The sequence below is a fragment of the Bradyrhizobium betae genome, from assembly GCF_008932115.1.
Classification (GTDB): domain Bacteria; phylum Pseudomonadota; class Alphaproteobacteria; order Rhizobiales; family Xanthobacteraceae; genus Bradyrhizobium; species Bradyrhizobium betae.
Map to the genome: position 1 here is coordinate 7,056,642 of NZ_CP044543.1, position 20,356 is coordinate 7,076,997.

27 protein-coding genes and 1 tRNA gene are annotated in these 20,356 nt (G+C 63.4%); 8 read left to right on the forward strand and 20 right to left on the reverse strand.

Annotation, left to right across the window (positions count from 1 at the left end; genetic code table 11):
- Nucleotides 1–84: 84 nt before the first annotated feature.
- From F8237_RS33855 to F8237_RS33870, 4 genes are all read right to left on the reverse strand, one after another.
- Nucleotides 85–996, reverse strand: a complete 912-nt coding sequence (locus F8237_RS33855; RefSeq protein ID WP_151650340.1) for a hydroxymethylglutaryl-CoA lyase — start codon at nucleotides 994–996, stop codon at nucleotides 85–87.
- A 1-nt stretch (nucleotide 997) separates the two neighbouring features.
- Nucleotides 998–3,025 (reverse strand): acetyl/propionyl/methylcrotonyl-CoA carboxylase subunit alpha, encoded by a 2,028-nt coding sequence (locus F8237_RS33860; protein ID WP_162006329.1) that lies wholly within the window; start codon nucleotides 3,023–3,025, stop codon nucleotides 998–1,000.
- A gap of 4 nt (nucleotides 3,026–3,029) precedes the next feature.
- Nucleotides 3,030–4,634: a carboxyl transferase domain-containing protein gene (locus F8237_RS33865; protein WP_151650342.1), complete on the reverse strand. Its 1,605-nt coding sequence runs from the start codon at nucleotides 4,632–4,634 to the stop codon at nucleotides 3,030–3,032.
- Nucleotides 4,635–4,699: 65 nt separating this feature from the next.
- The gene (locus tag F8237_RS33870; RefSeq protein ID WP_151650767.1) at nucleotides 4,700–5,827 is read right to left on the reverse strand and encodes an isovaleryl-CoA dehydrogenase; all 1,128 of its coding nucleotides are present in this window, start codon (nucleotides 5,825–5,827) and stop codon (nucleotides 4,700–4,702) included.
- 144 nt (nucleotides 5,828–5,971) lie between these two features.
- Here F8237_RS33870 and F8237_RS33875 point away from each other — a divergent pair, with 144 nt between their 5' ends.
- The gene (locus tag F8237_RS33875; RefSeq protein WP_151650343.1) at nucleotides 5,972–7,000 is read left to right on the forward strand and encodes an AraC family transcriptional regulator; all 1,029 of its coding nucleotides are present in this window, start codon (nucleotides 5,972–5,974) and stop codon (nucleotides 6,998–7,000) included.
- A gap of 69 nt (nucleotides 7,001–7,069) precedes the next feature.
- On the opposite strand, the gene F8237_RS33880 is transcribed toward F8237_RS33875, so the two are convergent.
- The 3 genes from F8237_RS33880 to F8237_RS33890 all read right to left on the reverse strand — a co-directional run bounded on the left by F8237_RS33880 (nucleotide 7,070) and on the right by F8237_RS33890 (nucleotide 8,623).
- Complete coding sequence (locus F8237_RS33880) at nucleotides 7,070–7,360, reverse strand: DUF3551 domain-containing protein (protein WP_151650344.1); 291 nt, start codon at nucleotides 7,358–7,360, stop codon at nucleotides 7,070–7,072.
- A 275-nt stretch (nucleotides 7,361–7,635) separates the two neighbouring features.
- Nucleotides 7,636–8,124: an Lrp/AsnC family transcriptional regulator gene (locus F8237_RS33885; RefSeq protein WP_151650345.1), complete on the reverse strand. Its 489-nt coding sequence runs from the start codon at nucleotides 8,122–8,124 to the stop codon at nucleotides 7,636–7,638.
- Between the two features lie 193 nt (nucleotides 8,125–8,317).
- Nucleotides 8,318–8,623: an ETC complex I subunit gene (locus F8237_RS33890; RefSeq protein WP_143845059.1), complete on the reverse strand. Its 306-nt coding sequence runs from the start codon at nucleotides 8,621–8,623 to the stop codon at nucleotides 8,318–8,320.
- Nucleotides 8,624–8,883: 260 nt separating this feature from the next.
- On the opposite strand from F8237_RS33890, the gene F8237_RS33895 reads away from it, so the two are divergent.
- Nucleotides 8,884–10,062, forward strand: a complete 1,179-nt coding sequence (locus F8237_RS33895; RefSeq protein ID WP_151650346.1) for an OpgC domain-containing protein — start codon at nucleotides 8,884–8,886, stop codon at nucleotides 10,060–10,062.
- 185 nt (nucleotides 10,063–10,247) lie between these two features.
- Nucleotides 10,248–10,640, forward strand: a complete 393-nt coding sequence (locus tag F8237_RS33900) for a translational machinery protein (protein ID WP_151650347.1) — start codon at nucleotides 10,248–10,250, stop codon at nucleotides 10,638–10,640.
- 37 nt (nucleotides 10,641–10,677) lie between these two features.
- Here the strand turns inward: F8237_RS33900 and F8237_RS33905 are convergent, their stop codons facing one another.
- A complete protein-coding gene (locus tag F8237_RS33905; RefSeq protein ID WP_151650348.1) occupies nucleotides 10,678–10,872 on the reverse strand; it encodes a hypothetical protein in 195 nt (64 codons plus the stop codon).
- 914 nt (nucleotides 10,873–11,786) lie between these two features.
- On the opposite strand from F8237_RS33905, the gene F8237_RS36020 reads away from it, so the two are divergent.
- Nucleotides 11,787–12,098 (forward strand): hypothetical protein, encoded by a 312-nt coding sequence (locus tag F8237_RS36020; protein ID WP_154696381.1) that lies wholly within the window; start codon nucleotides 11,787–11,789, stop codon nucleotides 12,096–12,098.
- 55 nt (nucleotides 12,099–12,153) lie between these two features.
- On the opposite strand, the gene F8237_RS33915 is transcribed toward F8237_RS36020, so the two are convergent.
- The 7 genes from F8237_RS33915 to F8237_RS33940 form a co-directional block, all read right to left on the reverse strand.
- The gene (locus F8237_RS33915) at nucleotides 12,154–12,369 is read right to left on the reverse strand and encodes a hypothetical protein (RefSeq protein WP_151650349.1); all 216 of its coding nucleotides are present in this window, start codon (nucleotides 12,367–12,369) and stop codon (nucleotides 12,154–12,156) included.
- 136 nt (nucleotides 12,370–12,505) lie between these two features.
- Nucleotides 12,506–13,294: an outer membrane protein gene (locus F8237_RS33920; RefSeq protein WP_244626047.1), complete on the reverse strand. Its 789-nt coding sequence runs from the start codon at nucleotides 13,292–13,294 to the stop codon at nucleotides 12,506–12,508.
- A gap of 275 nt (nucleotides 13,295–13,569) precedes the next feature.
- Nucleotides 13,570–13,728 carry a hypothetical protein gene (locus F8237_RS36025; RefSeq protein WP_154696382.1) on the reverse strand — a complete coding sequence of 53 codons (159 nt, stop codon included), beginning with the start codon at nucleotides 13,726–13,728 and terminating at the stop codon, nucleotides 13,570–13,572.
- A gap of 249 nt (nucleotides 13,729–13,977) precedes the next feature.
- Nucleotides 13,978–14,054 (reverse strand) — tRNA-Pro (locus F8237_RS33925).
- 63 nt (nucleotides 14,055–14,117) lie between these two features.
- Nucleotides 14,118–14,600: a DUF192 domain-containing protein gene (locus tag F8237_RS33930; protein ID WP_151650770.1), complete on the reverse strand. Its 483-nt coding sequence runs from the start codon at nucleotides 14,598–14,600 to the stop codon at nucleotides 14,118–14,120.
- 147 nt (nucleotides 14,601–14,747) lie between these two features.
- Nucleotides 14,748–15,410: a cold-shock protein gene (locus F8237_RS33935; protein ID WP_162006331.1), complete on the reverse strand. Its 663-nt coding sequence runs from the start codon at nucleotides 15,408–15,410 to the stop codon at nucleotides 14,748–14,750.
- 198 nt (nucleotides 15,411–15,608) lie between these two features.
- A complete protein-coding gene (locus tag F8237_RS33940) occupies nucleotides 15,609–16,370 on the reverse strand; it encodes an SIR2 family NAD-dependent protein deacylase (RefSeq protein WP_151650351.1) in 762 nt (253 codons plus the stop codon).
- Between the two features lie 286 nt (nucleotides 16,371–16,656).
- On the opposite strand from F8237_RS33940, the gene F8237_RS36570 reads away from it, so the two are divergent.
- A complete protein-coding gene (locus tag F8237_RS36570) occupies nucleotides 16,657–16,821 on the forward strand; it encodes a hypothetical protein (RefSeq protein WP_015686271.1) in 165 nt (54 codons plus the stop codon).
- Between the two features lie 67 nt (nucleotides 16,822–16,888).
- On the opposite strand, the gene F8237_RS33945 is transcribed toward F8237_RS36570, so the two are convergent.
- Nucleotides 16,889–17,179 (reverse strand): hypothetical protein, encoded by a 291-nt coding sequence (locus F8237_RS33945; RefSeq protein ID WP_151650352.1) that lies wholly within the window; start codon nucleotides 17,177–17,179, stop codon nucleotides 16,889–16,891.
- A gap of 281 nt (nucleotides 17,180–17,460) precedes the next feature.
- Here F8237_RS33945 and F8237_RS33950 point away from each other — a divergent pair, with 281 nt between their 5' ends.
- Together F8237_RS33950 and F8237_RS37300 are read left to right on the forward strand one after the other, a co-directional pair.
- A complete protein-coding gene (locus F8237_RS33950; protein WP_151650353.1) occupies nucleotides 17,461–17,691 on the forward strand; it encodes a hypothetical protein in 231 nt (76 codons plus the stop codon).
- A 65-nt stretch (nucleotides 17,692–17,756) separates the two neighbouring features.
- Nucleotides 17,757–17,882 (forward strand): hypothetical protein, encoded by a 126-nt coding sequence (locus F8237_RS37300; protein WP_259172346.1) that lies wholly within the window; start codon nucleotides 17,757–17,759, stop codon nucleotides 17,880–17,882.
- Here F8237_RS37300 and F8237_RS33955 read toward each other — a convergent pair.
- The 3 genes from F8237_RS33955 to F8237_RS36575 all read right to left on the reverse strand — a co-directional run bounded on the left by F8237_RS33955 (nucleotide 17,879) and on the right by F8237_RS36575 (nucleotide 18,927).
- Nucleotides 17,879–18,076 (reverse strand): hypothetical protein, encoded by a 198-nt coding sequence (locus F8237_RS33955; protein ID WP_151650354.1) that lies wholly within the window; start codon nucleotides 18,074–18,076, stop codon nucleotides 17,879–17,881. The two genes, F8237_RS37300 and F8237_RS33955, sit on opposite strands and share 4 nt — an antisense overlap.
- 330 nt (nucleotides 18,077–18,406) lie before the next feature.
- Nucleotides 18,407–18,532: a hypothetical protein gene (locus tag F8237_RS37305; protein ID WP_259172345.1), complete on the reverse strand. Its 126-nt coding sequence runs from the start codon at nucleotides 18,530–18,532 to the stop codon at nucleotides 18,407–18,409.
- A gap of 257 nt (nucleotides 18,533–18,789) precedes the next feature.
- Entirely contained in the window at nucleotides 18,790–18,927 is a 138-nt protein-coding gene (locus tag F8237_RS36575) for a hypothetical protein (protein ID WP_167527507.1), read from the reverse strand.
- Between the two features lie 280 nt (nucleotides 18,928–19,207).
- On the opposite strand from F8237_RS36575, the gene F8237_RS33960 reads away from it, so the two are divergent.
- Nucleotides 19,208–19,426, forward strand: a complete 219-nt coding sequence (locus F8237_RS33960) for a hypothetical protein (RefSeq protein ID WP_151650355.1) — start codon at nucleotides 19,208–19,210, stop codon at nucleotides 19,424–19,426.
- A gap of 332 nt (nucleotides 19,427–19,758) precedes the next feature.
- On the opposite strand, the gene F8237_RS33965 is transcribed toward F8237_RS33960, so the two are convergent.
- Nucleotides 19,759–20,055, reverse strand: a complete 297-nt coding sequence (locus F8237_RS33965; RefSeq protein ID WP_007591377.1) for an HU family DNA-binding protein — start codon at nucleotides 20,053–20,055, stop codon at nucleotides 19,759–19,761.
- Nucleotides 20,056–20,356: the final 301 nt, after the last annotated feature.

Genomic DNA, 20,356 nt, shown 5'->3' on the forward strand with positions numbered 1-20,356 from the left:
AGGGTCGGCAAAGCGAAGCGTGCCCACCATTGACTCAAAACCGTTGAGAGATGGTGGGCACGGCGCTCCGCGCCTTTGCCCACCCTACGAATTCGCCCGCCTCTTCTTCGCATTCAACGCGGAGGCCACGCGGCTCACAGGGGGCTTGCCGAGCACGCCGCTCATCGCGTTGGTCGCGGCCAGCAGCTTGTCCATGTCCACGCCGGTCCTGACGCCCATGCCTTCGAGCATGTAGACGACATCCTCGGTCGCGACATTGCCGGTCGCGCCCGGCGCGTAGGGGCAGCCGCCGAGGCCGCCGGCGGCGGCGTCGATGACGCGGACGCCCTCCTCCAGGCCGGCATAGAGATTGGCGAGGGCTTGGCCGTAGGTGTCGTGAAAATGCATCGCGAGCTTGGCGGCGGGAATGTTGGCGCTGACCGCGCGCAGCATCGCCTTGGCCTTGTCAGGCGTGCCGACGCCGATGGTATCGCCGAGCGAGACCTCGTAGCAGCCGAGCTCCCATAGCGTGCTGGCGAGATCGGCCACCGCCTTTGGCTTGATCTCGCCGTCGAAGGGGCAGCCGAGCACGCAGGAAATATAGCCGCGCACCGGTACGCGGTCGGCCCTGGCGCGCGCCAGCACCGGCTTGAACCGCTCGATGGACTCCGCGACCGTGCAATTGATGTTGGCGCGCGAAAAGCCCTCCGAGGCTGCCGCGAACACGGAGACGACTTTCGCGCCGGCCGCACGAGCGGCGTCATAGCCCTTCTCGTTCGGCACCAGCACGTGGAATTCGGCACCCTTGATGTGGCTCACGCCACGCAGCACGGCATCGGAGCTTGCCATTTGCGGGATCGCCTTGGGCGAGACGAAGGCGCCAACCTCGACCGTATTCAGGCCGGCCGCCACCAGCGCCTCGACGAAGGCGATGCGGGCCTCGACGCTGACCGGCGTCTTCTCGTTCTGGAGGCCGTCGCGCGGCCCCATTTCGATGATGCGGACGGGATCGCTCATATCACTCACCCGCCGGCTCGACCACGGCGAGTTCGACGCCTTCCTGCACGATGTCGCCGACCTTGCATTTGATGGATTTCAGCACCCCGGCATAGGGCGCGCGCAGCGTCTGCTCCATCTTCATCACCTCCAGCGTCAGAATCGGCGCGCCCTTCTCCAGCTTCGCTCCCTCCTCGGCCAGCACGGCGACGACCGTGCCCGGCAAGGGCGCGGCGATCTTGTCCGCCCCGGTCTGCTCCTCGGTCTCACCGCCGAACGGATCGACCCAATGCAGGTCGAAGCGGCCGTTGCGCGTGCGCAGATAGAGCTCGTGGCCGTCGATCACGGCCGCGACCTGCGACTTGACGCCATCGAGCGTCAGATCGAATCCGCCATCCTTCGGCGCGATCGCGAACGCCAGTTCGCGGTCGCCGATCACCAGCGTCGACGGGCCGCTGCCGTAATTCAGCGTGACCTTCTGCTCCGTCCCAAGTCCAATGCCATGGCCCACGCGGAAGACGAAATTGCGCTGCCGGCGGCCGACCGGCATCCAGCCAAAGGTCTGCCAAGGCGAACTCAAAGACGACGTCGCGTTTGCCTGCGCGGCCTGCCGCTCATCGTTGACAACAGCGGCGACCGCAGCGCACAGCTCGAGCTCGCCCGGCGCTGCCGCGGCCGACGTCAGCACCGCCAGCTCGCGCTCGATGAAACCGGTATCGATCGCATTCGACCGCACTTTTGGATGCGTCATCAGCGCCGACAGGAACGGAATGTTGGTGACGATGCCGCGAACGTCCGACTCTTCCAGCCCGCGGTTGAGCCGCTCGATCGCGACATCCCGCGTCGGCGCCCACGCGATCATCTTGGCGAGCATGGCGTCGTAATACGGCGAGACGCTATCGCCCTCGCGATAGCCGGCATCGATCCGCAGGCCCCCGCCTTCCGCCGGCAGGCGCCAGGTCGAGATCCTGCCGACCGACGGCATGAAGTTCTTGGTGGGGTTTTCGGCATAGACACGCGCCTCGACGGCGTGGCCATTGAGCCGGATCTGGTCCTGCCTCAGCGGCAACGCCTCGCCGAAGGCGACGCGCAGCTGCCACTCGACCAGATCAATCCCGGTGATCAGCTCGGTCACGGGATGCTCGACCTGCAGACGCGTGTTCATCTCGATGAAGAACACGTCCTTGCCGTCGGAGACGAACTCGATGGTGCCGGCGCCGACATAATTCACGGCTCCGGCCGCCTTTCGCGCGGCGGCGCAGACCGTCTCGCGCTGGGCGGGATTGAGCGTCGGCGACGGCGCCTCCTCGATCACCTTCTGGTGGCGGCGCTGCAAGGTGCATTCGCGTTCGAACAGCGACAGCAGATTGCCGTGGCTGTCGCCGATGATCTGCACCTCGATATGCCGGGGATTATCGACATATTTCTCGATCAGCATGCGGTCGTCGCCGAACGCGGCCTTGGCCTCGCGCTTGGCGCTGACGATCGCGGGGCCAAGCTCGTCCGCCGAGCGCACGATGCGCATGCCGCGGCCGCCGCCGCCGGCGGAGGCCTTCACCAGGATGGGGAAACCGGCCTTCTCGGCCGCCTTCGCCAGCGTCGCATCGTCCTGCGCGTCGCCGTGATAGCCCGGCACCAGCGGCACGCCGGCTCTTTCCATCAGTGCCTTCGAGCCGGACTTCGAGCCCATCGCCGTCATCATCCCGGCGGTGGGGCCGACGAAGACGAGGCCTGCGTCGTAACACGCCTGCGCGAACTCGGCATTCTCGGACAGGAAACCGTAGCCGGGATGCACGGCCTCGGCCCCGGTCTTGCGGACGGCCTCGATCAGCCGCTCGACGTTGAGATAGCTGTCGCGGGCCCGTGCGGGCCCGAGCAGCACGGCTTCATCCGCGAGCGCGACATGCATGGCGTCGCGATCGGCCTCGGAATAGACCGCGACCGTGCGCAGGCCCATGGCGCGCGCGGTGCGGATGATGCGGCAGGCGATCTCGCCGCGGTTGGCGATCAGGAGCGTGCGAAAACGCCGGTAGAGCTTTAAGCGGTCCATCGCATCACATCCTGAACAGGCCGAATTTCGTCGGCTCGATCGGCGCATTCGACGCCGCCGAGAGGCCAAGGCCGAGCACGAGGCGGGTGTCGGCCGGGTCGATCACGCCGTCGTCCCACAGGCGCGCGGTGGCGTAGTAGGGATGCCCCTGGCTGTCATACTGCGCGCGGATCGGCTCGCGGAACTTGTCTTCCTCGTCCTTGGACCAGCTATCGCCCTTGGCCTCGATATTGTCGCGGCGGACCTGGCTCAGCACCATCGAGGCCTGCTCGCCGCCCATCACCGAGATGCGCGCGTTCGGCCACATCCACAGGAAACGCGGCGAATAGGCGCGGCCGCACATGCCGTAATTGCCGGCGCCGTAGGAGCCGCCGATCACGACGGTGAACTTCGGTACCGAGGCGGTCGCAACCGCCGTCACCAGCTTGGCGCCGTCGCGCGCGATGCCGCCGGCCTCGTATTTCTTGCCGACCATGAAGCCGGTAATGTTCTGCAGGAACACCAGCGGAATGCCGCGCTGGCAGCACAGCTCGATGAAATGAGCGCCCTTCAGCGAGCTCTCGCTGAACAGGATGCCGTTGTTGGCGATGATGCCGACCGGAAAGCCCCAGATATGGGCGAAGCCGCACACAAGCGTCGTGCCATAGAGCTTCTTGAACTCGTCGAACTCGGAGCCGTCGACGACGCGGGCGATGATGTCGCGCACGTCGAACGGCTTCCTGCCGTCGACGGGCACCACGCCGTAGATCTCCTCCGCCGCGAACAGCGGATCGCGCGGCGGATGCATGTTGAGGTTCGGCCGCGTGGACGGCTTCAGCGTGCCGACGATGCGCCGGGCAATGCCGATCGCATGGGCGTCGTTCTGGGCGTAATGATCGGTCACGCCCGACTGCCGCGAATGCACGTCGGCGCCGCCGAGCTCCTCCGCGCTGACGACCTCGCCGGTCGCCGCCTTCACCAGCGGCGGGCCGCCGAGAAAGATAGTGCCCTGATTGCGCACGATGATGCTCTCGTCCGACATCGCCGGCACATAGGCCCCGCCGGCGGTGCAGGAGCCCATCACGATCGCGATCTGCGGAATGCCCTGCGACGACATCTGTGCCTGGTTGTAGAAGATGCGACCGAAATGCCGCTCGTCGGGAAAGATCTCGTCCTGCAGCGGCAGGAAGGCGCCGCCGGAATCGACCATGTAGACGCAGGGAAGATTGTTCTGCCGCGCCACGTCCTGCGCGCGCAGATGCTTCTTCACGGTCATCGGATAATAGGTGCCACCTTTGATCGTGGCGTCGTTGGCGACAACAACGCATTCGCGGCCTGCGATGCGCCCCACCCCCGTGACGACGCTCGCCGAATGCACGTCACCGCCATAGAGGCCGTAGGCCGCGAGCGGCGACAGCTCCAGGAACGAGGTCCCGGGATCGACCAGCAGGTCGACGCGCTCGCGCGCCAGCATCTTTCCGCGCGCGGTGTGGCGGTTGCGCGAAACCTCGCCGCCGCCGCCGGCGACCTGGCTGAGCTTTTCGCGCAAGTCCGCGACGAGGCCGCGCATGGATTCGGCGTTCCGCGCGAAATCCGACGAAGAAGGATCGATACTGGAATGAAGCGGCATGAGGTCCCGCGTTTCTGATGACGTGATGAGAGGCCGCGACAACGCGCGGCAGTTTTGGCGTAAGCTTAGGCCGTTTCCGCCATCAGTTCGCGGCCGATCAGCATGCGGCGCACCTCCGAGGTGCCGGCGCCGATCTCATAGAGTTTGGCGTCGCGCCAGAGACGTCCGACAGGGAATTCGCTGGTGTAGCCGACGCCGCCAAGCGCCTGGATCGCCTCGCCCGCCATCCACGTCGCCTTCTCCGCGGAATAGAGGATCGCAGCCGCCGCATCCTTGCGGAGCGTCCTGGCATGATCGGCGCGGTCGCAGGCGCGCCCGACCGCATAGACATAGGCGCGCGTGGCCTGCCAGGTCGCATACATGTCGGCGAGCTTGCCCTGCATCAGCTGAAAATCGCCGATCGGCTGGCCGAACTGCTTGCGCTCGTGCATGTAGGGCACCACCGCGTCCATGCAGGCCGCCATGATGCCGAGCGGGCCGCCTGAAAGCACCGTGCGCTCATAGTCGAGGCCGGACATCAGCACCTTGACGCCCTCGCCCACCTTGCCGAGCACGTTCTCCGCCGGCACTTCGCACTCGTCGAAGAACAGAGGATAGGTGTTGGAGCCGCGCATGCCGAGCTTGTCGAGATGCTGGCCGTGGGTGAAGCCCTTGAAACCCTTCTCGACCAGGAAGGCGGTCATGCCGCGCGGTCCGGCCTCTGGATCGGTCTTGGCATAGACGACCAGCACATCGGCGTCGCCGCCATTGGTGATCCACATCTTCGAGCCGTTGAGCACATAGCGATCGCCGCGCTTGTCGGCGCGCAGCTTCATCGAGACCACGTCCGATCCCGCGCCGGGCTCGGACATCGCGAGCGCCCCGACATACTCGCCGGAGATCAGTTTTGGCAGATAGCGCTGCCGCTGCGCGTCGTTGCCGTTGCGGCGGATCTGGTTGACGCAGAGATTGGAATGGGCGCCATAGGACAGACCGACGGCCGCGGAGCCGCGCGAGACCTCCTCCATGGCAACGATGTGGGCGAGATAGCCCATGTTCGAGCCGCCATATTGCTCCGGCGCGGTCATGCCGTGCAGGCCGAGGTCGCCAAGGCGTTTCCAGAGGTCGGCCGGGAACAGATTGGCCTTCTCGATCTCGGCCGCGCGCGGCGTGATCTCCGCCTCCACGAAGGCGCGCACGGTGTCGCGCAGCATGCTGATGTCTTCGCCCAGATCGAAATCGATGCTCGGGATGTTCAAGGCGATTCCTCCGTCTTTTATCGCCCGAACCTACCGCCGTCCGGGTGCCGTGGCGGTCGAAAAGGTTGCATTTTCCGCCAACTTTGGCGAGGATTTTTCATGCCTTTTCAAGCCGCCACCGCGACACCCCGCCGCGCCATGACCCCCGCCGCCTTCGTCCGCGGCGTGGTCGCCGCCTATGTCCGCTACGGGCGGGATGCGGCCGAGGCCCTGGGCAAGGGCCAGGTCACCGAGGACCTCGTTCAATCCGGCGACGGGCGGGTCACGGCGGCCCAGTTCGAGGCGCTGGCCGGCCACGCCATGCGTGAGCTCGACGACGAGGCGCTCGGCTGGTTCTCGCGCCGGCTGCCCTGGGGGACCTATGGCATGCTGTGCCGCGCCTCGATCACGGCGCCCAATCTCGAGGTCGCCCTCAAGCGCTGGTGCCGGCATCATCGCCTGCTGACCGAGGACGTGCTGTTCGAGCTCGCGATTGGCGAAGAGACCGCGACCATCTCCATCCGCGAGCAGCGCGATCTCGGCCCGTTGCGCGAATTCTGCCTGGTCACCCTGCTCCGCTATGTGCTCGGCTTCTCCTGCTGGGCGGTCGATTCCGCGATCGCGCTGCGCACGGCGGAATTTCCCTTTGCCGAGCCCGGCCATATCTCGGTCTATCCGACCATCTTCTGCAAGAACCTGAGCTTCGATGCGGACAGCGCCCGCATCGTCTTCGACAAGCACTATCTTTCGCTGCCGTTCACGCGCAGCGCCGCCGATCTCGACAGCATGCTCAAGGGCGCGCTGCGGCTGACGGTGCTGCCATACAGGCGCGACCGGCTGCTGGTCGAACGCGTTCGCCGCGTGCTCCGCAATGGGCGCGGCCGCAGTCTTGGCGCCGAGGATGTCGCAAGCGAGCTGGCGCTATCCACCCGCACCATGCATCGGCGCCTGCGCGAGGAAGCAACCTCGCTGCGCGATCTCAAGGAAGAGGCAAAGTTCGAGCTGGCAAAGCAGGAGCTGATGCGGGGGCGTGCGCCGATCAAGCGCATCGCGGAGATCGCCGGTTTCCGCAACGAGAAGAGCTTTTCGCGCGCCTTCCGCAGCTGGACCGGCGCGAGCCCACGCGAGTTTCGCGGGCGCTATCGTTGAGCCCTGCAAGCGCATACGGCCTCCGCGATCGAACGCAGAGGCCGCATTACGCTGGAACTGATAGTCGGCTTAGTTCGAGGACTTGTCCTTGGCCGGACGAGTCTTGGCGCGGGTCTGCTTCGGCTGGAAGGCGAGCGCGTCGTTGGTCTTCGCGCCGCCAGCCTGCGAGCACGAGCCGCCGATGCCGCCGGCCGCCTGACGGCAGGCTTCCATCGTCGGATAGCCGCAGCCGTGAGCCGCCTGGGCGCCGTTGGTGATGCAATAGTCTTCGGCCTGCGCGGCGGGCGCGGTCATCACGAGGAAGGCGGATGCAAACAGCGTCGCGGCGGACGCGACGAGCGTCTTCGAAATCGAGGTCATGTCGTCTTTTCCTGTTTCAGGATCCCACAAAAGAGTCCTCGGCATGCGACGCACGCTGAGGTTCACGCCTCGCATGTAGGCCAAGTCCGCGAGCCGGCAATCACGGCTCTGCGCATTGCAGGCCCCTTGAAATCACATGTCAAACTTAGGTGACTTACTAAGTAGTTAATTCATTATAATCCGAAGCCCATATTCGGATACGGAGCCGCGCTCAGCGCTTTGAATTGATTGGCGAGTTCGTGCGAGCCGCGCCGAGATGGGAGCGCGCAGATCCCCTATCCCGCCACCACCACGTGCGCCTGCAACGGCAACGGCACGTCCTTGGCAACCCCCAGCACCGGAAAGCTACGGACGTTCTTCACATCAGGCATCGCGGCGAAATGCAGCAATTGCTGGCGCATGCTCTCGACGCTCGGCGCAACGCATTTGAGCAGGTAGTCGGTGTCGCCCGAGATGCGCCAGCACTGCTGGATGCGCGGGATCGCGGCGATCGAACTCTCGAACGTCTCCAGCACCGGCTGGGCCTGACTGCCGAGCTGGATCGAGACGAACGACACCACCTCATAGCCGAGCATCCGCTCGTCGATGACGGCGCGCACCGCCTTGATGACGCCGCGGCTGAACAGCGATTTGAGCCGCCGCAGGCAGTTCGGCGCGGACACGCCGACGCGCAGCGCCAGCTCGTTGTTGCGAACCCGCCCGTCCTGCTGCAGCTCGGAGAGTATCTTCAGATCGACGCCGTCGAGCTGGTCACGCCCGGCCATCCCCCACCTCGTCATGGTCGTGTCATGCGAGGCAGCGAAGCACGCAGCAGTATTGGTGCCAAGGGTTCGCGAGCTCGGCGATTAGCCGCTCCCGGCCGGGCTTGTCCCGGCCATCCCAGTTCTTTCATCGGCCCCAAAACGTGGATGCCCGGGACAAGCCCGGGCATGACGCCTCGATAGAGTCTGGCTGGGCTCAATGCGTCCAGGGCTCGCCGCGCCGGAACGAGAAATTGTCCGCATAGGCGACCGGCCGGCGGATCGAATCCTGGGGCTCGATGACCTGGTAGGCGATGCCTTTGCGCTCGCAATAGGCGATGGCTTCTTCCTTGGAGTGGAAGCGCAGGGTGATCTGCTGCTTCATGTCGCCAGACGAGGTCCAGCCCATCAGCGGCTCGACCGCGCGCGGCTGCTCCGGCTCGTAATCCAGCTGCCATTCCTTGGTCTTGGACCGGCCGGATTGCATCGCGTTCTTGGCGGGCTTGAAAATGCGTGCGGTCATTGGCTGTCCGGGCCCTCTTCGTCTTTTCGTTCGAATTCGATGCGTCACGGTGACAGTTGGTGGAAACCGTGGGCATAGATAGTATAGAGACACCTTTCGGGAACTGATCAGTGATTCCGGCCCCCGGGTCGCCTCACCGACGGTATAGTCATTATGCTGCACCGTGACAATTGCGTACCCGCCTTCCGCGCCGGGATCCCAGCCCGGCAGCACCGCCTCGCCGACCTCAGCGTATCCGCCCCCTCCGAAAGCCCCCTCGCATGGCCTTCCTGAACATCAGCGCTACCCTTCCCGAGAAAGGCCGCGACCTCAGGCTCGACCTGTTTCGCGGCGTCGCGAACTGGGCGATCTTCCTCGACCATATCCCCGACAACGTCGTGAACTGGATCACGACCCGCAATTACGGCTTTTCCGACGCCGCCGACCTGTTCGTCTTCATCTCCGGCTACACCGCCTCCTTCGTCTATGCGCGAATGATGCTGGACCGCGGCTTCATCGTCGGCGCCACCCGGCTCACCAAGCGGGTCTGGCAGCTCTACGTCGCCCACATCATCCTGTTCGTGATCTACATCGCCTCAATCAGCTATCTGGCGCTCCGCTTCGGCGACTCCGAGATGATCAACGAGTTCAACGTCGTCGGCCTCGTCGACAACGCCACCGAGACGCTGCGCCAGGGCCTGTTCCTGCGCTTCAAGCCGCTCAATCTCGACGTGCTGCCGCTCTACATCGTGCTGATGGGGCTGTTTCCGCCGGTGCTTTGGTTCATGCTGCGCAAGCCGGATCTGACGATGGCGCTGTCGATCGTGCTGTGGCTCACCGCGCGCCACTATGGCCTGAACCTGACCGCCTATCCGGCCGGCCAGTGGTATTTCAACCCGTATGCCTGGCAGGTGCTGTTCGTGTTCGGCGCCTGGTGCGCGATGGGCGGGGCACGGCGCTCGATGACGATCATCAATTCGCCGATCACGCTCTGGTTCTGCATCGGCTATCTGCTGTTCGCGCTGGTCATGACCATGGCGGGCCGCTTCCCGACCCTCGGCGGCATGTTCCCGGAATGGCTGTTCTCGGCGTTCAACCCGAACGACAAGACCAACCTCGCGCCCTATCGCTTCATCCACTTCGTCGTGATCGTGATCATGGTGATCCGCTTCGTCCCGAAGGAGTGGCCGGGCCTGGAGTGGAAGGTGTTCGACCCGATCATCGTGTGCGGCCAGCAGTCGCTCGCGGTGTTCTGCGTCGGCGTGTTCCTGTCCTTCGTCGGCCATTTCGAGCTGTCGATGAGCTCGGGCTCGCTGCTGGCACAGATCTTCGTCAGTGTGGCCGGCATCGCGATCATGACCACGGTCGCCTACTACATTTCGTGGTCGAAGAAGCAGGACAAGCCGCTGAAGCCGCCGCCGGCCAAGCCGGCGGCCGCCGCGCCCGCCAAGGCCGCCTGAAGGCCGCCTGAACCGCGACGCGCCTGCCTCCGGGGCGCGCAGTTGGGTTGGCCGGACCGCTTTCGGCTGGTCCGGGACCGGATTGACCTGCGTCAACCAGAAGGGCCGCCGGCCGGAATAGTGTCGGCCCGACATGCGCCGCCACATCGATGTCGGCGTCCTCCCCGTAGACAAGGCCCAAACACATGCCCACTCATTTTCACGCCGTGGTCTGGATCGACCATTCCCAGGCCAAGATCTTTCATCTCGGCTTGAGCGGCTCCGACGAAGTCACGCTGCATCCGCAGCTGGCAACGCGTCATCTTCATCACAAAGCGAATGAAATCGGCAGCGGCCATGCCGCGCCCGACAAGGCGTTCTACACCGACGTGACCAAGGCCCTCGCCGATGCCGGCGAAGTCCTGATCATCGGCCCGGCGAGCGCGAAGACGGAGCTCGCCAGCCACATTCGCGCGCACGCGCCCGACATCGCCAAGCGGATCGTCGCGGTGGAAGCAGCCGATCATCCCTCGGACAACGAGATCGTCGCTTATGCGAAGCGGCATTTCAAACTGCCGCTGCCGCGCGTGCAGGGATAGAAGCGAGCAGCACCGGATTTGACACGGAGGCGGTCTTCTAGGCCGCCTCTTCGCTGTCGAACTCCGTGAACTTCTTGTAGATCCAGTCGCGGCCGTCATGGCGGCGCCAGACCTTGCCATAGACGAGCTGTCCGTTGATCGAGCGGCGCGGCACGACCACGGTCCAGAGATGCCAGATCTCGGTCCAGCTCGACTGTCGACTGACGGTTGGGACGTTGCGATCGAAAGGCATGACGCAGAACTCACAGGATACGAGCGCGGCGACGAACTTTGCTGCTGTGTGAGCACGGATTTCAGGCAGCCGTCGCGAGCCGGGACTGATCTGATAGCAGCCGCCAAAGCGGCCGCAACAACCGCTCGCCCTTAACCTAACCGGTCAACCTTACTTCCCGTGTACAGCCGGCCAGACCGGTTGAAAGCCGGCGTCGATTTTTCTAGGATGCATGCACGATTTGAGAATGGCGCGCCGTTTGGGCGTGCAGCGATTTTGAACTGACGCCGAATTTTGAACTGACATTTTTGAAAAGAATTGACGGGACCGGGGCGACCACAATGAATTTGCAGTGTGCATGGCTACGCTTGGCGGTGCGATCGACGCCGCCTGCTCCACTCATCAGGATGTCCCTCCAGGAGCCGCCCAGGGCCGCGAACGACAACCAGATGGTCTGGCCATTCTTGCCATTTCCGTTCGGCTGGTACGCAACGAACTGATCCCCAAACGAATTGATCCCCGAAGGGCGCAACGCCGCACAAGCGGAATATCATCGCTTGGCGGCGTCCGTTAGATATTGGGCGCTGAAATCCCCAATACTGATATGTCTATGGCGACAGCCAAAGGTTCGATCAGTTTTGGCAATTTCGCGCCGGTCCGTCGGCCATAATCCCTTGAAATATCGCGCAGAAGTGGCGTTTCCATCAGAACAAGCGCCCAGGCTTGAGACGGGGAACACACGCATGTCCGGGCGCCACAGGCCGCGTGCTCCGGTACCGCGATCGAGACCGGCTCAGGCACCGGCGCTGGCGCCGGACGGGCTCTGGGCATTACCGCCGAGCGCGCCTTGCGCGTTGTATGTCTGTCCCGTCTGATTGCCTTGGCTGCCTTGCGCGCTCGTAGAGGTCTCGACCTCGGTCGTGCCGTTGGAATAGGTGATCGTCGTGGTGGTGACGCCGTCGATCGTGATGGAGACCTCGCTGACGATGGTCTTGGTCGAGCTGCCACTGCCGCCCGACCCCGAACTGCTGTCCGCCGATTGCGAGGACGATGCCGATGACGTCTCCGATGTGGCTGACGTCGACGACGTCGATGATGCCGCCGAAGATGACGTTGTTGCCGTCGGCTGGGACGTCGAAGCCGTCACGGCCGCGCTGGATGATGCAATCGCTGCCATCACGCTTTGGTCCCTAGCCGCTGCCTGCGTATTGGCATTCAGCCTCGCGGCTGTAGCTTCTTCTCGCTAGTGTTCCCCCCCCCCCCATGAGGCCGCTCAGTTGGCGGCCTCATCGGGCGCGGCTTTCACTTCCAAACCGGCGCGCCCGTCCGGTCTCGCTCACTCCTGGCGATCTTCTTGGCGATCTCTTCCGCTTGCTTCTTGCTCGGCAACCCGCTGATCGATCGCCGGCCGGGGTTCTCATCGAATTGCACGAAGGTGGAGACGCGGATCTCGTACCGATGGTTTAGACCGCCGTCATCGGAGCAGATCAGGCGAACGTGGGTGTATGGCTCGGACATGCGGCTATCGAGACAAGCCGCGCTTCAGAGTCAAATTATCAATGGGTGGTGGCTCGGAACGCCCGGGATCTACTGTGCGTCGTGTCTGTAGCACGTGCTCGCGGTCCCAGTGGCTATTCCACAGACGGCGGGCCCCTTAGAACCTGTACGACATTCCGACAGTAGCGGTATGCGTCCGATTCTTGATATCTGCTGTCCAACGGTCGTCAAAGCCGGGTCCAACGGCGGCGGGGAAGAACGTGTGCGTAAAGGTCCCGAAATCGGCGTAGCTGTACTCGAGGCGGACGATCCAATGCGCTGATAGCATATTCTCTAGTCCGCCACCTACAGTCCAGCCGGTGCGCGTGATCGAGTTAGCCTCGGAGTGCGAAAAAGCGCAGGCGTTGACCACGAACGCGCCGACGCAATTCGATCCAAAGCCGATGTTCTGCCAAGCGACACCGGCCGTCCCGTAAAGCAGCCAAGCGGGCGCGATCAACACACCGAGGCGACCGCGGATGCTAGCATCCCAGTCCGCGTTGATGTACGCGGTATCCAGAACAGAGCTAAATCGGGTTGGTGCGCCTGGAAGTCCCTGCGTTGTGCGTTTGTTGTTTCCCCAGCCAAAGCTGCCCTCAACACCGGCAATCCACGATGGCGCAATGTGCCAGTTTTGGCCTGCGTAGCCTTTCGCATAGAAAGCCGTGTTATCGTAGCTTCGGCGCGCGTCTGGCCCGACGGTAGGATTTAGGGCGGGGTCGAAACTTGTCGTGGTCGATTCAGGATCGGCAACCCTGGCGCCCATCGCGCCGCCAACATAAAAGCCCGCCCAGTCGAACGTGCGCGTCGAAGCGGCAGCAGGCGCCCTTACGGCTAGATCGGCTGCCATAGCCGAGGTCATTAGGAACGCAGTGATTGCTGCAATGGAGGCGGAGAGCCTTATCATATCTCTTTCCGGAATTTAAAAGTGAACCGATTTATTCGTTGGCGCAATGCTAACATTGGATGTTTTGATCTGATGTTGCACCCTTATCACAAGCCGGAACAATCCGCTTCAGAGACCGCTAGGCGAGTTCATCCAATCGGAGGAGCGCTCGCGAGCTACTGCGTGTCGTGGGTGTCCGGGATGTCGGCTCTTGACCAGGCCCCCGCTGGGCCGAGTCTGATCGGCGCCCATGAGGCAATCAGCACTACATTGACGAGCTCGCGCTGGAGCGTGGTTCACTCCCGCGGCTTCCGCCGGCGCTGCCACCATGCAGCGATCACGACGATCGCGATGGCTGCCAGCGTGACCAGGAGCCCGATCCATTCGGTCTCGGCGGTGCCGCCGTCGACACCCAGGCCCCACGAACGATCCTCGATCGGAATTTTGGGCAGCAAGAAGCACCGTCCGTGAAGCTATCCACGTGCGTAGGCAGGTCAGCGCCTTGTCCGGAAGCCGGGGGCATCTGCGACCTTGTCCGCGTAGCGGGGGCCGGCATCAGGCTCAGGGGCGCGAAGCAGCGCCTTGTCCGAGCAGCACGAATCTAGCACCGCGCCGGGGCTCTCGCAAATCTTCCCATGTCATTCCCAACGCGAGAAGCTGGGAAGAAAGACGTCGGAAGATTGCCGCTAAGTGCTTGATTTTGCTGGTCGGGGCAGCTGGATTCGAACCAACGACCTGCAGTACCCAAAACTGCCGCGCTACCAGGCTGCGCTATACCCCGAATATCCGGTGAGCCCCGTCGATACACGCTTCCAAAGCGGCCAGCAAGGCTGGCTGACGGGACTTATTTGCTGCCGAACAGGGGGTGGCCGACGCGGTCGCCCGGACGGATGCCGTATTTCTGCGCAGTTCCCGCCACCACTTCCAGAACGGCCCGGGCCGGGCCCTGGGACGAGATGATCCTGGTCGACATCGGCTCGGTGTTTTCGGCGATGCGCAGGATGCGGCCGTCGGCGCGGATGAAGATCATGTCGAGCGACACGAAGGTGTTCTTCATCCACATCGACACTTCCTGCTCGGGATTGAAGTCGAACAGCATGCCTTTGCCGTCGGCCAGTTCCTTGCGGTACATCAGGCCGGTCTGCTTCTCCTGCTCGGTCGTGGCGATTTCCACCGAGAACACCTGCACGCCGTTTTTGGTGACGATCTCGAGCGGCTGGAAGCTGGCGGCACCGACGGGCGCGCTCGCGACGGCAAGGACGACGACGAGGATGGCGGCAAGCCAGCCCTTTGCGACGGACCAGACGGTATCTCGGTCAGGATTGATGGCAAAACGCATCGGAAGTGCACTCGGGGCGTGGGACTGCGACAGTCCTTACGCGGCGATCGCCGGAAAAGAAAGAGGCGCGCTGGCTCGCCGGCGCGCCTCTGCTCACGATTGCGGGAATTGGCGAATGGGCGCGACGGCAACCTGCTAGTGGGACGAAAGTCCCGGCGATCCCGTCTCGGGATGAATCTCCGCAGCCATCATGCCCTTGGAGCCGGGCCCGAAGCGGACCAGGACATATTGGCCAGGCCGCAACTCGGTCATGCCGAAGCGGCGCAGCGTCTCCATGTGCACGAAGATGTCGGGCGTGCCCTCGCCGCAGGTCAGGAAGCCGAAGCCGCGCAGCCGGTTGAACCATTTGACCTGGGCTCGCTCGAGCCCGCTGGTCGCGGTCACCGTGACATGGGTACGCGGCGGCAGCATCTGCGCCGGATGGATCGCGGTCGACTCGTCCATCGAGACCACGCGGAACGCCTGGTAGCCCTTGGCGCGCTGGATGCACTCGACGACGATACGGGCGCCCTCATACGCGGTCTGGAAACCGTCGCGCCTAAGCACGGTAACGTGCAGGAGTACGTCGGGCCAGCCGTTGTCGGGAACGATGAAGCCGTAGCCCTTGGAGGCATCGAACCATTTGATGACGCCATGGACCTCGACGAGATTGGCGCTGGCCTCGCCAAGTCCACTGAAAGGACTGAGCGCGCCATCGCGACCGGCGCCGCCGTGTTCGCCGGGCGTCAACCGCCCCGGCGATGCGCCCTGCCCGGGAACCCCGAGCTTCTTGGACTCAAATCCGTCCGACGACCCCATAACCCCGGACCCCACACATCCCATGCAACCCGCCTGATTGGCGGCGTCGAATCACGCGTCTTTAGAGAATGTTCTCAATTCGACGCGACGCGAATCTTCCGACTCAAAAGATAACACTCCCGGTTGCGACGCATAGACAAAAAAGAGATTCGCCGGAACCTATGAACAGCTTGCACAGCCGCGAATCAAACTGACGCCTCAATTGCCGACAAAGGGCCCGAGGGTTTCACCGATGTCGTGGCGGATGACGAGGTCTGCGATGTCGTCCTGATCGGTCGGTTCGCGATTGATGATCACCAAACGTGCACCGTTGTCCTTCGCCATCATCGGAAACCCCGCCGCCGGCCATACGACGAGCGAGGAACCGATCGCGATGAAGAGATCGCAGGCCTGCGACAGCAGTGTCGCGCGCTGCATCTCATCCTCGGGCATCATCTGGCCGAACGAGATCGTCGCCGTCTTCACCGGCTCGTCGCAGCGCGTGCAGTTCGGTGCGGCGCCGTCCTGGTCGAACCTCTGCTTCACCCAGTCGAGCGGGTAGGACTGCCCACATCCGATGCATTTCGCGTAAGTTGTATTTCCATGAAGTTCAATTACGTGCTCGGCGGCGAAGCCGGAGGCCTGGTGCAAATTGTCGATGTTCTGGGTGATGACGGCGGGGATCTTGCCGGCGCGGTAGAGCGAGGCGAGCGCGCGATGGCCGCGGCCGGGCCTCGCGGCCGCGAAGACCTCGTCCATCGCAAAGCGGCGGCGCCAGGATTCGTCGCGTGCCTCCTGGCTGGCGACGAACTCGCCGAACTCGATCGGACGGTAGCGCGTCCAAATTCCGCCCGGCGAGCGGAAGTCGGGGATGCCGCATTCGGTCGAGATGCCGGCGCCGGTGAATGGCACGATGGTCTTGGCTTCGGCGATCATGTCGCCGAGCCTCTCAACGCCGCTGCGAAGATCCGATGCAATCATCGCGGTCTCCCGATTTGGTTTGCGCTAGCGGCAAGATGCGCAAGCGACAAGATTGTTGACGCTGTTATCCACCGCGAAAAGAAACGCGAGGCAAGACGAGAAATGTGAATCACGTCAGGGGCGGCAATTTCTTCCGACCTTCGCTTATCACAATCCTGCAATGCCTCCTCCCCATTGACGCCCCAATCAGAAGCGCCAATGCATGTGTTGAATGCGACTCAAAGTGATTTGCGGCGGCAGAGCTTGAGTTCGGTAGTGCACATGCTCAAGTGTAGAGGGGATTCACATGACAGAGGATGAACAACGCAAGATCCGCGAACGCGAAGAGATCGCCGCGCGTGTCGCAGCCTTCCGTGCGACGCAGGAAAAATTCAAGCGCGAGCGCGAAGAGTATTTCGTCTCGACGCTCGACAACGCGCGCAAGGTGGAACGGCCTTCGCTGTGGCCGTAAGACGGCCTGATCGTCACGCATGAAAAAAGCCCGGAGCGTCGCTCCGGGCTTTTCAATTGTTCAGCCGTTACCAATGGCGATAATAGTGGCGGTGCCGGTAGTACGGCCCGCCGCCGTAATAGGCGTAGGGACCCGGGCTGTAATAGGCGGGGCCGCCATAATAGCCGTAGCCCGGACCATAACCATAACCGTACGGCTGGGACGCTGCGATTGCGCCAGCGGTGATCGCGCCGGCGGCGAGGCCGAACGCGAGGCCCGGGCCGATGCCGCGACCGCGTGCCTCGGCGGGCGCAGGCGCAGCAATTGCGGTGACGCCAACGGCGGCGACGGTGGCCAGAACTGCCAATGTCTTCTTCATGATTCTCCTCCTTCGCATCTCGCCAAGACAACGCGGAGAGCCTGCGATGGTTGCGCACGGCTCGCGGAACCCGCCCCGGCAAAAAACTGCGCCGGAGGTGGAACGAAATCACTTTGCTCGGATTGGACCTGCAAGTGCGGACCCCGCAGCCATCCGGCCAGGCGACAGCACCAAGACCCCGTCAGCATCCTCCGCGGTGCTGGCGGGGTTTTTGGTTTCACGGGAGCAAATGGCAGCAAACGACAAAGGCTGCCAACGGGGCGGACGCCAAGGAGGACACATTGCCGATATCCGCACTGCTCGCCCGCATCCGCAGGCTGGTTCCCAAAACCAGGGATCGGCACTACGACGAGATCGTCCGCAATTTTGGTGTCGGCGCGCTGCGCCCGCCACCGACACCGATGAGCGACGGCGAGCTCGCGAAGGCCATCGCCGAATTCCTCAAGGACACGCCCTCCACCGAATCCGTTGCAACGCTCGGCCGGCGGCTCGATCCCTCGACCCCTCTGTGAAGCAGCGCCGCGGAACATGCGCGCCGCGCGCACGTTGACCGGGCCTTCACGAGAGGAGGTCCGTCATGCCGCTGTGGCTCGAAGTTTTACTCAATTTGTCCGGCTATGCCGGCTTCGTCGCACTCGCGAGCCGCGGCGCCGCGCCCGGTGGAGTCTCCGCTGACGAACAGACCTGTGGCGGCGGCCACTAGTTCGCGTGCGGCGCCTGGCCTGCCGTGCGCACCAGCCTGTCGGCCTTGACCGCGACGCGCGTGTCCTCGAGCTGCGGACGCAGCGAGACGCTGATCACCACGAAAGCGAGACAGAACAGCGTGCCGACGATGGCGACGCGCCGGTAGGTGTGCCGGTCACCTTGATAGAAGGACGGTTCTGAAAAAGGTGTCATGGCAAAGTCGCTTCTTGGCAAAGTCGTTTTCTTGGTTGTCTTTGCCAGACACCTACTCCAACCCGCGGCAAGCGCAACGCGATTGGGCTTTTAACCTAACCGAATAGGCTTATCGGCTTTCGCGCAAGTTTTGGTTAGGAGTTGCGCGCGCCGCGAGCGACCGGCTTTGTTCCAGCTTCGACTCCATTTCGTTCTCGAAGAACGAATCGGAATCGAAGAAATCGATGCGGAGCAGCTCTTAACAAGACGTGAGGATCGCGCGGCGACACATGATCGCGAATGCATATGCGATCAGATTTTGCGATCCCATTTTGCGATCCCATCTCGCGTTCACTTGGCGTCATCGCTCGTTGGCGGCGGTACCTGCGGCACCGACGGCTTGCCTTTGCGCAGCCGCGGATGCCTGTCGTACCAGAACACTTTGGCGATCTCGGCGAGAAACCAGCACGCATCCATGTCGCTCTCCCTCGCCCAACTGCATAAGGAGGGCACGAGGACGGGACTGTGCGAGGAATCACGGAAAGCATCGCTTGAGCCGCGGCGTCCCGTATCGACACAGAAGCCACGGCTTGTTCTTCATCCGACTCCACTTCGTTCTCAAAGAACGAATCGGAGTCGGGAAAACGGCGCGAAACGATTCCTAACGATCGATGAAGCTGCGCAACGCATCGCGCTGACGATGGAGGCTCGCCATCGGCGTTCGCCGAGGCTGCTCACGCCGCCCGCTTCGCCTTGCCCTTCTCCGAGAAGCATTCGAGAATCTGGATGCGGAGCTCTTCCGCGGCCGGGCCCTCTAGCTTCCTGAGCTGATTCCAGAGCCTGATCACTTCGCGCTGTTTCTCGACGGTCATGAGTCACCTCCCAGAGATTCCAAAGATGATGACCAAATAGAACAAAATGAGAACAAAAAGTCCAGCCCCCTGCGCGAGATTTCCAGGGTGATCGCATATCAAGAGAGACGTGGCGGCAAGCTTGCTCGCGGGCATGCTTCGCGGCGGCCGCCAGCGGCGTGCCCTCAAGATGAGGTCATGCTTTGCCGCGCGATTCCAGCTCCTCCATGCGATCGCCCTGATGCGCCACGCATGGAACGCCTTGCTCCCCCTGCCCGTTAGCGCGCCGAGGGTGGTGAAGATGCAAAGGAAATTCTACGCGGTCGAGGTCGTCCGGCAGATCGAGGAGACGGTCGAGATCATCGTCGAGGCGACCGACGAGGAATCGGCGCAAGGCGCGGCGCTCGAGCATCTGAAGGCCCGCGGCGGTGAATATGAATGGCTCAATGCGAAGACGGAATTCATCGTCTGGCGCAAGCGCGCGGTCGAGACGCCGGCCATCGTCGACGTGACCGCGTGATGCGATCCGGCGTGCCTGGCGCGGAACGAATTGCCCGCATCGGCATTGTCAGGAAGATTTCAGTGGTGCTGACGGTCGTACGACGCGACCTTCAGCTTTGAAGAACCCCGCAGCCCCCCGCGCGGGGTTTTTCTCTTTTTGGCAGCGGGCGGATGAACCTTTGTCGCACTTGGGCGTCTTATTATTGAAGCTTCCCCCAGGCTTCACCCCATCAGAAAGCCCCGCTTCCCCCAGGCGGGGTTTTCGCTTTTTGCGGACACCGCGCCGCGCGTCTGCGTGCCCCTTGGCATGCAGACGGCGCGCGATCGGTCCGGATCAGACCGAGTCCTTGATCAGACCGAGTCCTTGGCAACCTTCAGCGGCGATGCCTTGACCGACTTGCTCGCCGGCTTGGCCGCGAACTGCATCGGCTCCTTGGTGAAGGGATTGACGCCCATGCGGGCTTCGGTCGCCGGCTTGTTCACGACCGACATCTTCACGAAACCGGGAATGACGAACTCGCCGGACTCGTTGAGCTCCTTGTATCCGACCGTCGCCATGTACTCGATGACCGACTTCACGTCGTTCTTCGACAACTGCGTGCCCTCGGCAATTGCATCGATCAATTGAGTCTTGGTCATCTTCGCCATGTCTGAAGTCCTCTGGATGGGGTGCGCGCGCGCTGTGAATGACGGCCGGGCACGCGACAATGCCGCGCAGCGCGCTTTGTGGTCGTGCCAACGGTCGGGAAGTCACCGGGCTTAGAACCCATCAAGGCCGAAAACGCAAGCCGCAGTTTGACGGGAGTTCCGGCTGTTTCGCGGCTGGTCGCAGCGTCTGCCGGGGCATGCCGCGCATCGATTCGGCAATGAGTGGAGAGGGTTCTGCCGGTTGGCCGCGAGACTGGATGATGCCCCCATCGCCAAAGCGGGTTCTCTTTCGCAAGCATTT

Bases quoted from the DNA above. Each gene is read 5' to 3' on its own strand.
- F8237_RS33875 (WP_151650343.1), top strand. From the start codon at position 5,972: ATGCCTTTTCAAGCCGCCACCGCGACACCCCGCCGCGCCATGACCCCC.
- F8237_RS33860 (WP_162006329.1), bottom strand. From the start codon at position 3,025: ATGGACCGCTTAAAGCTCTACCGGCGTTTTCGCACGCTCCTGATCGCC.
- F8237_RS36570 (WP_015686271.1), top strand. From the start codon at position 16,657: ATGACAGAGGATGAACAACGCAAGATCCGCGAACGCGAAGAGATCGCC.
- F8237_RS36575 (WP_167527507.1), bottom strand. From the start codon at position 18,927: ATGACCGTCGAGAAACAGCGCGAAGTGATCAGGCTCTGGAATCAGCTC.
- F8237_RS33870 (WP_151650767.1), bottom strand. From the start codon at position 5,827: ATGCTGCGCGACACCGTGCGCGCCTTCGTGGAGGCGGAGATCACGCCG.
- F8237_RS33855 (WP_151650340.1), bottom strand. From the start codon at position 996: ATGAGCGATCCCGTCCGCATCATCGAAATGGGGCCGCGCGACGGCCTC.
- F8237_RS33960 (WP_151650355.1), top strand. From the start codon at position 19,208: ATGCAAAGGAAATTCTACGCGGTCGAGGTCGTCCGGCAGATCGAGGAG.
- F8237_RS33890 (WP_143845059.1), bottom strand. From the start codon at position 8,623: ATGACCGCACGCATTTTCAAGCCCGCCAAGAACGCGATGCAATCCGGC.
- F8237_RS33865 (WP_151650342.1), bottom strand. From the start codon at position 4,634: ATGCCGCTTCATTCCAGTATCGATCCTTCTTCGTCGGATTTCGCGCGG.
- F8237_RS33935 (WP_162006331.1), bottom strand. From the start codon at position 15,410: ATGGGGTCGTCGGACGGATTTGAGTCCAAGAAGCTCGGGGTTCCCGGG.
- F8237_RS33920 (WP_244626047.1), bottom strand. From the start codon at position 13,294: ATGATAAGGCTCTCCGCCTCCATTGCAGCAATCACTGCGTTCCTAATG.
- F8237_RS37300 (WP_259172346.1), top strand. From the start codon at position 17,757: ATGCCGCTGTGGCTCGAAGTTTTACTCAATTTGTCCGGCTATGCCGGC.
- F8237_RS33905 (WP_151650348.1), bottom strand. From the start codon at position 10,872: ATGCCTTTCGATCGCAACGTCCCAACCGTCAGTCGACAGTCGAGCTGG.
- F8237_RS33945 (WP_151650352.1), bottom strand. From the start codon at position 17,179: ATGAAGAAGACATTGGCAGTTCTGGCCACCGTCGCCGCCGTTGGCGTC.
- F8237_RS33880 (WP_151650344.1), bottom strand. From the start codon at position 7,360: ATGACCTCGATTTCGAAGACGCTCGTCGCGTCCGCCGCGACGCTGTTT.
- F8237_RS33955 (WP_151650354.1), bottom strand. From the start codon at position 18,076: ATGACACCTTTTTCAGAACCGTCCTTCTATCAAGGTGACCGGCACACC.
- F8237_RS33915 (WP_151650349.1), bottom strand. From the start codon at position 12,369: ATGTCCGAGCCATACACCCACGTTCGCCTGATCTGCTCCGATGACGGC.
- F8237_RS33965 (WP_007591377.1), bottom strand. From the start codon at position 20,055: ATGGCGAAGATGACCAAGACTCAATTGATCGATGCAATTGCCGAGGGC.
- F8237_RS33895 (WP_151650346.1), top strand. From the start codon at position 8,884: ATGGCCTTCCTGAACATCAGCGCTACCCTTCCCGAGAAAGGCCGCGAC.
- F8237_RS37305 (WP_259172345.1), bottom strand. From the start codon at position 18,532: ATGGATGCGTGCTGGTTTCTCGCCGAGATCGCCAAAGTGTTCTGGTAC.
- F8237_RS33940 (WP_151650351.1), bottom strand. From the start codon at position 16,370: ATGATTGCATCGGATCTTCGCAGCGGCGTTGAGAGGCTCGGCGACATG.
- F8237_RS33885 (WP_151650345.1), bottom strand. From the start codon at position 8,124: ATGGCCGGGCGTGACCAGCTCGACGGCGTCGATCTGAAGATACTCTCC.
- F8237_RS33900 (WP_151650347.1), top strand. From the start codon at position 10,248: ATGCCCACTCATTTTCACGCCGTGGTCTGGATCGACCATTCCCAGGCC.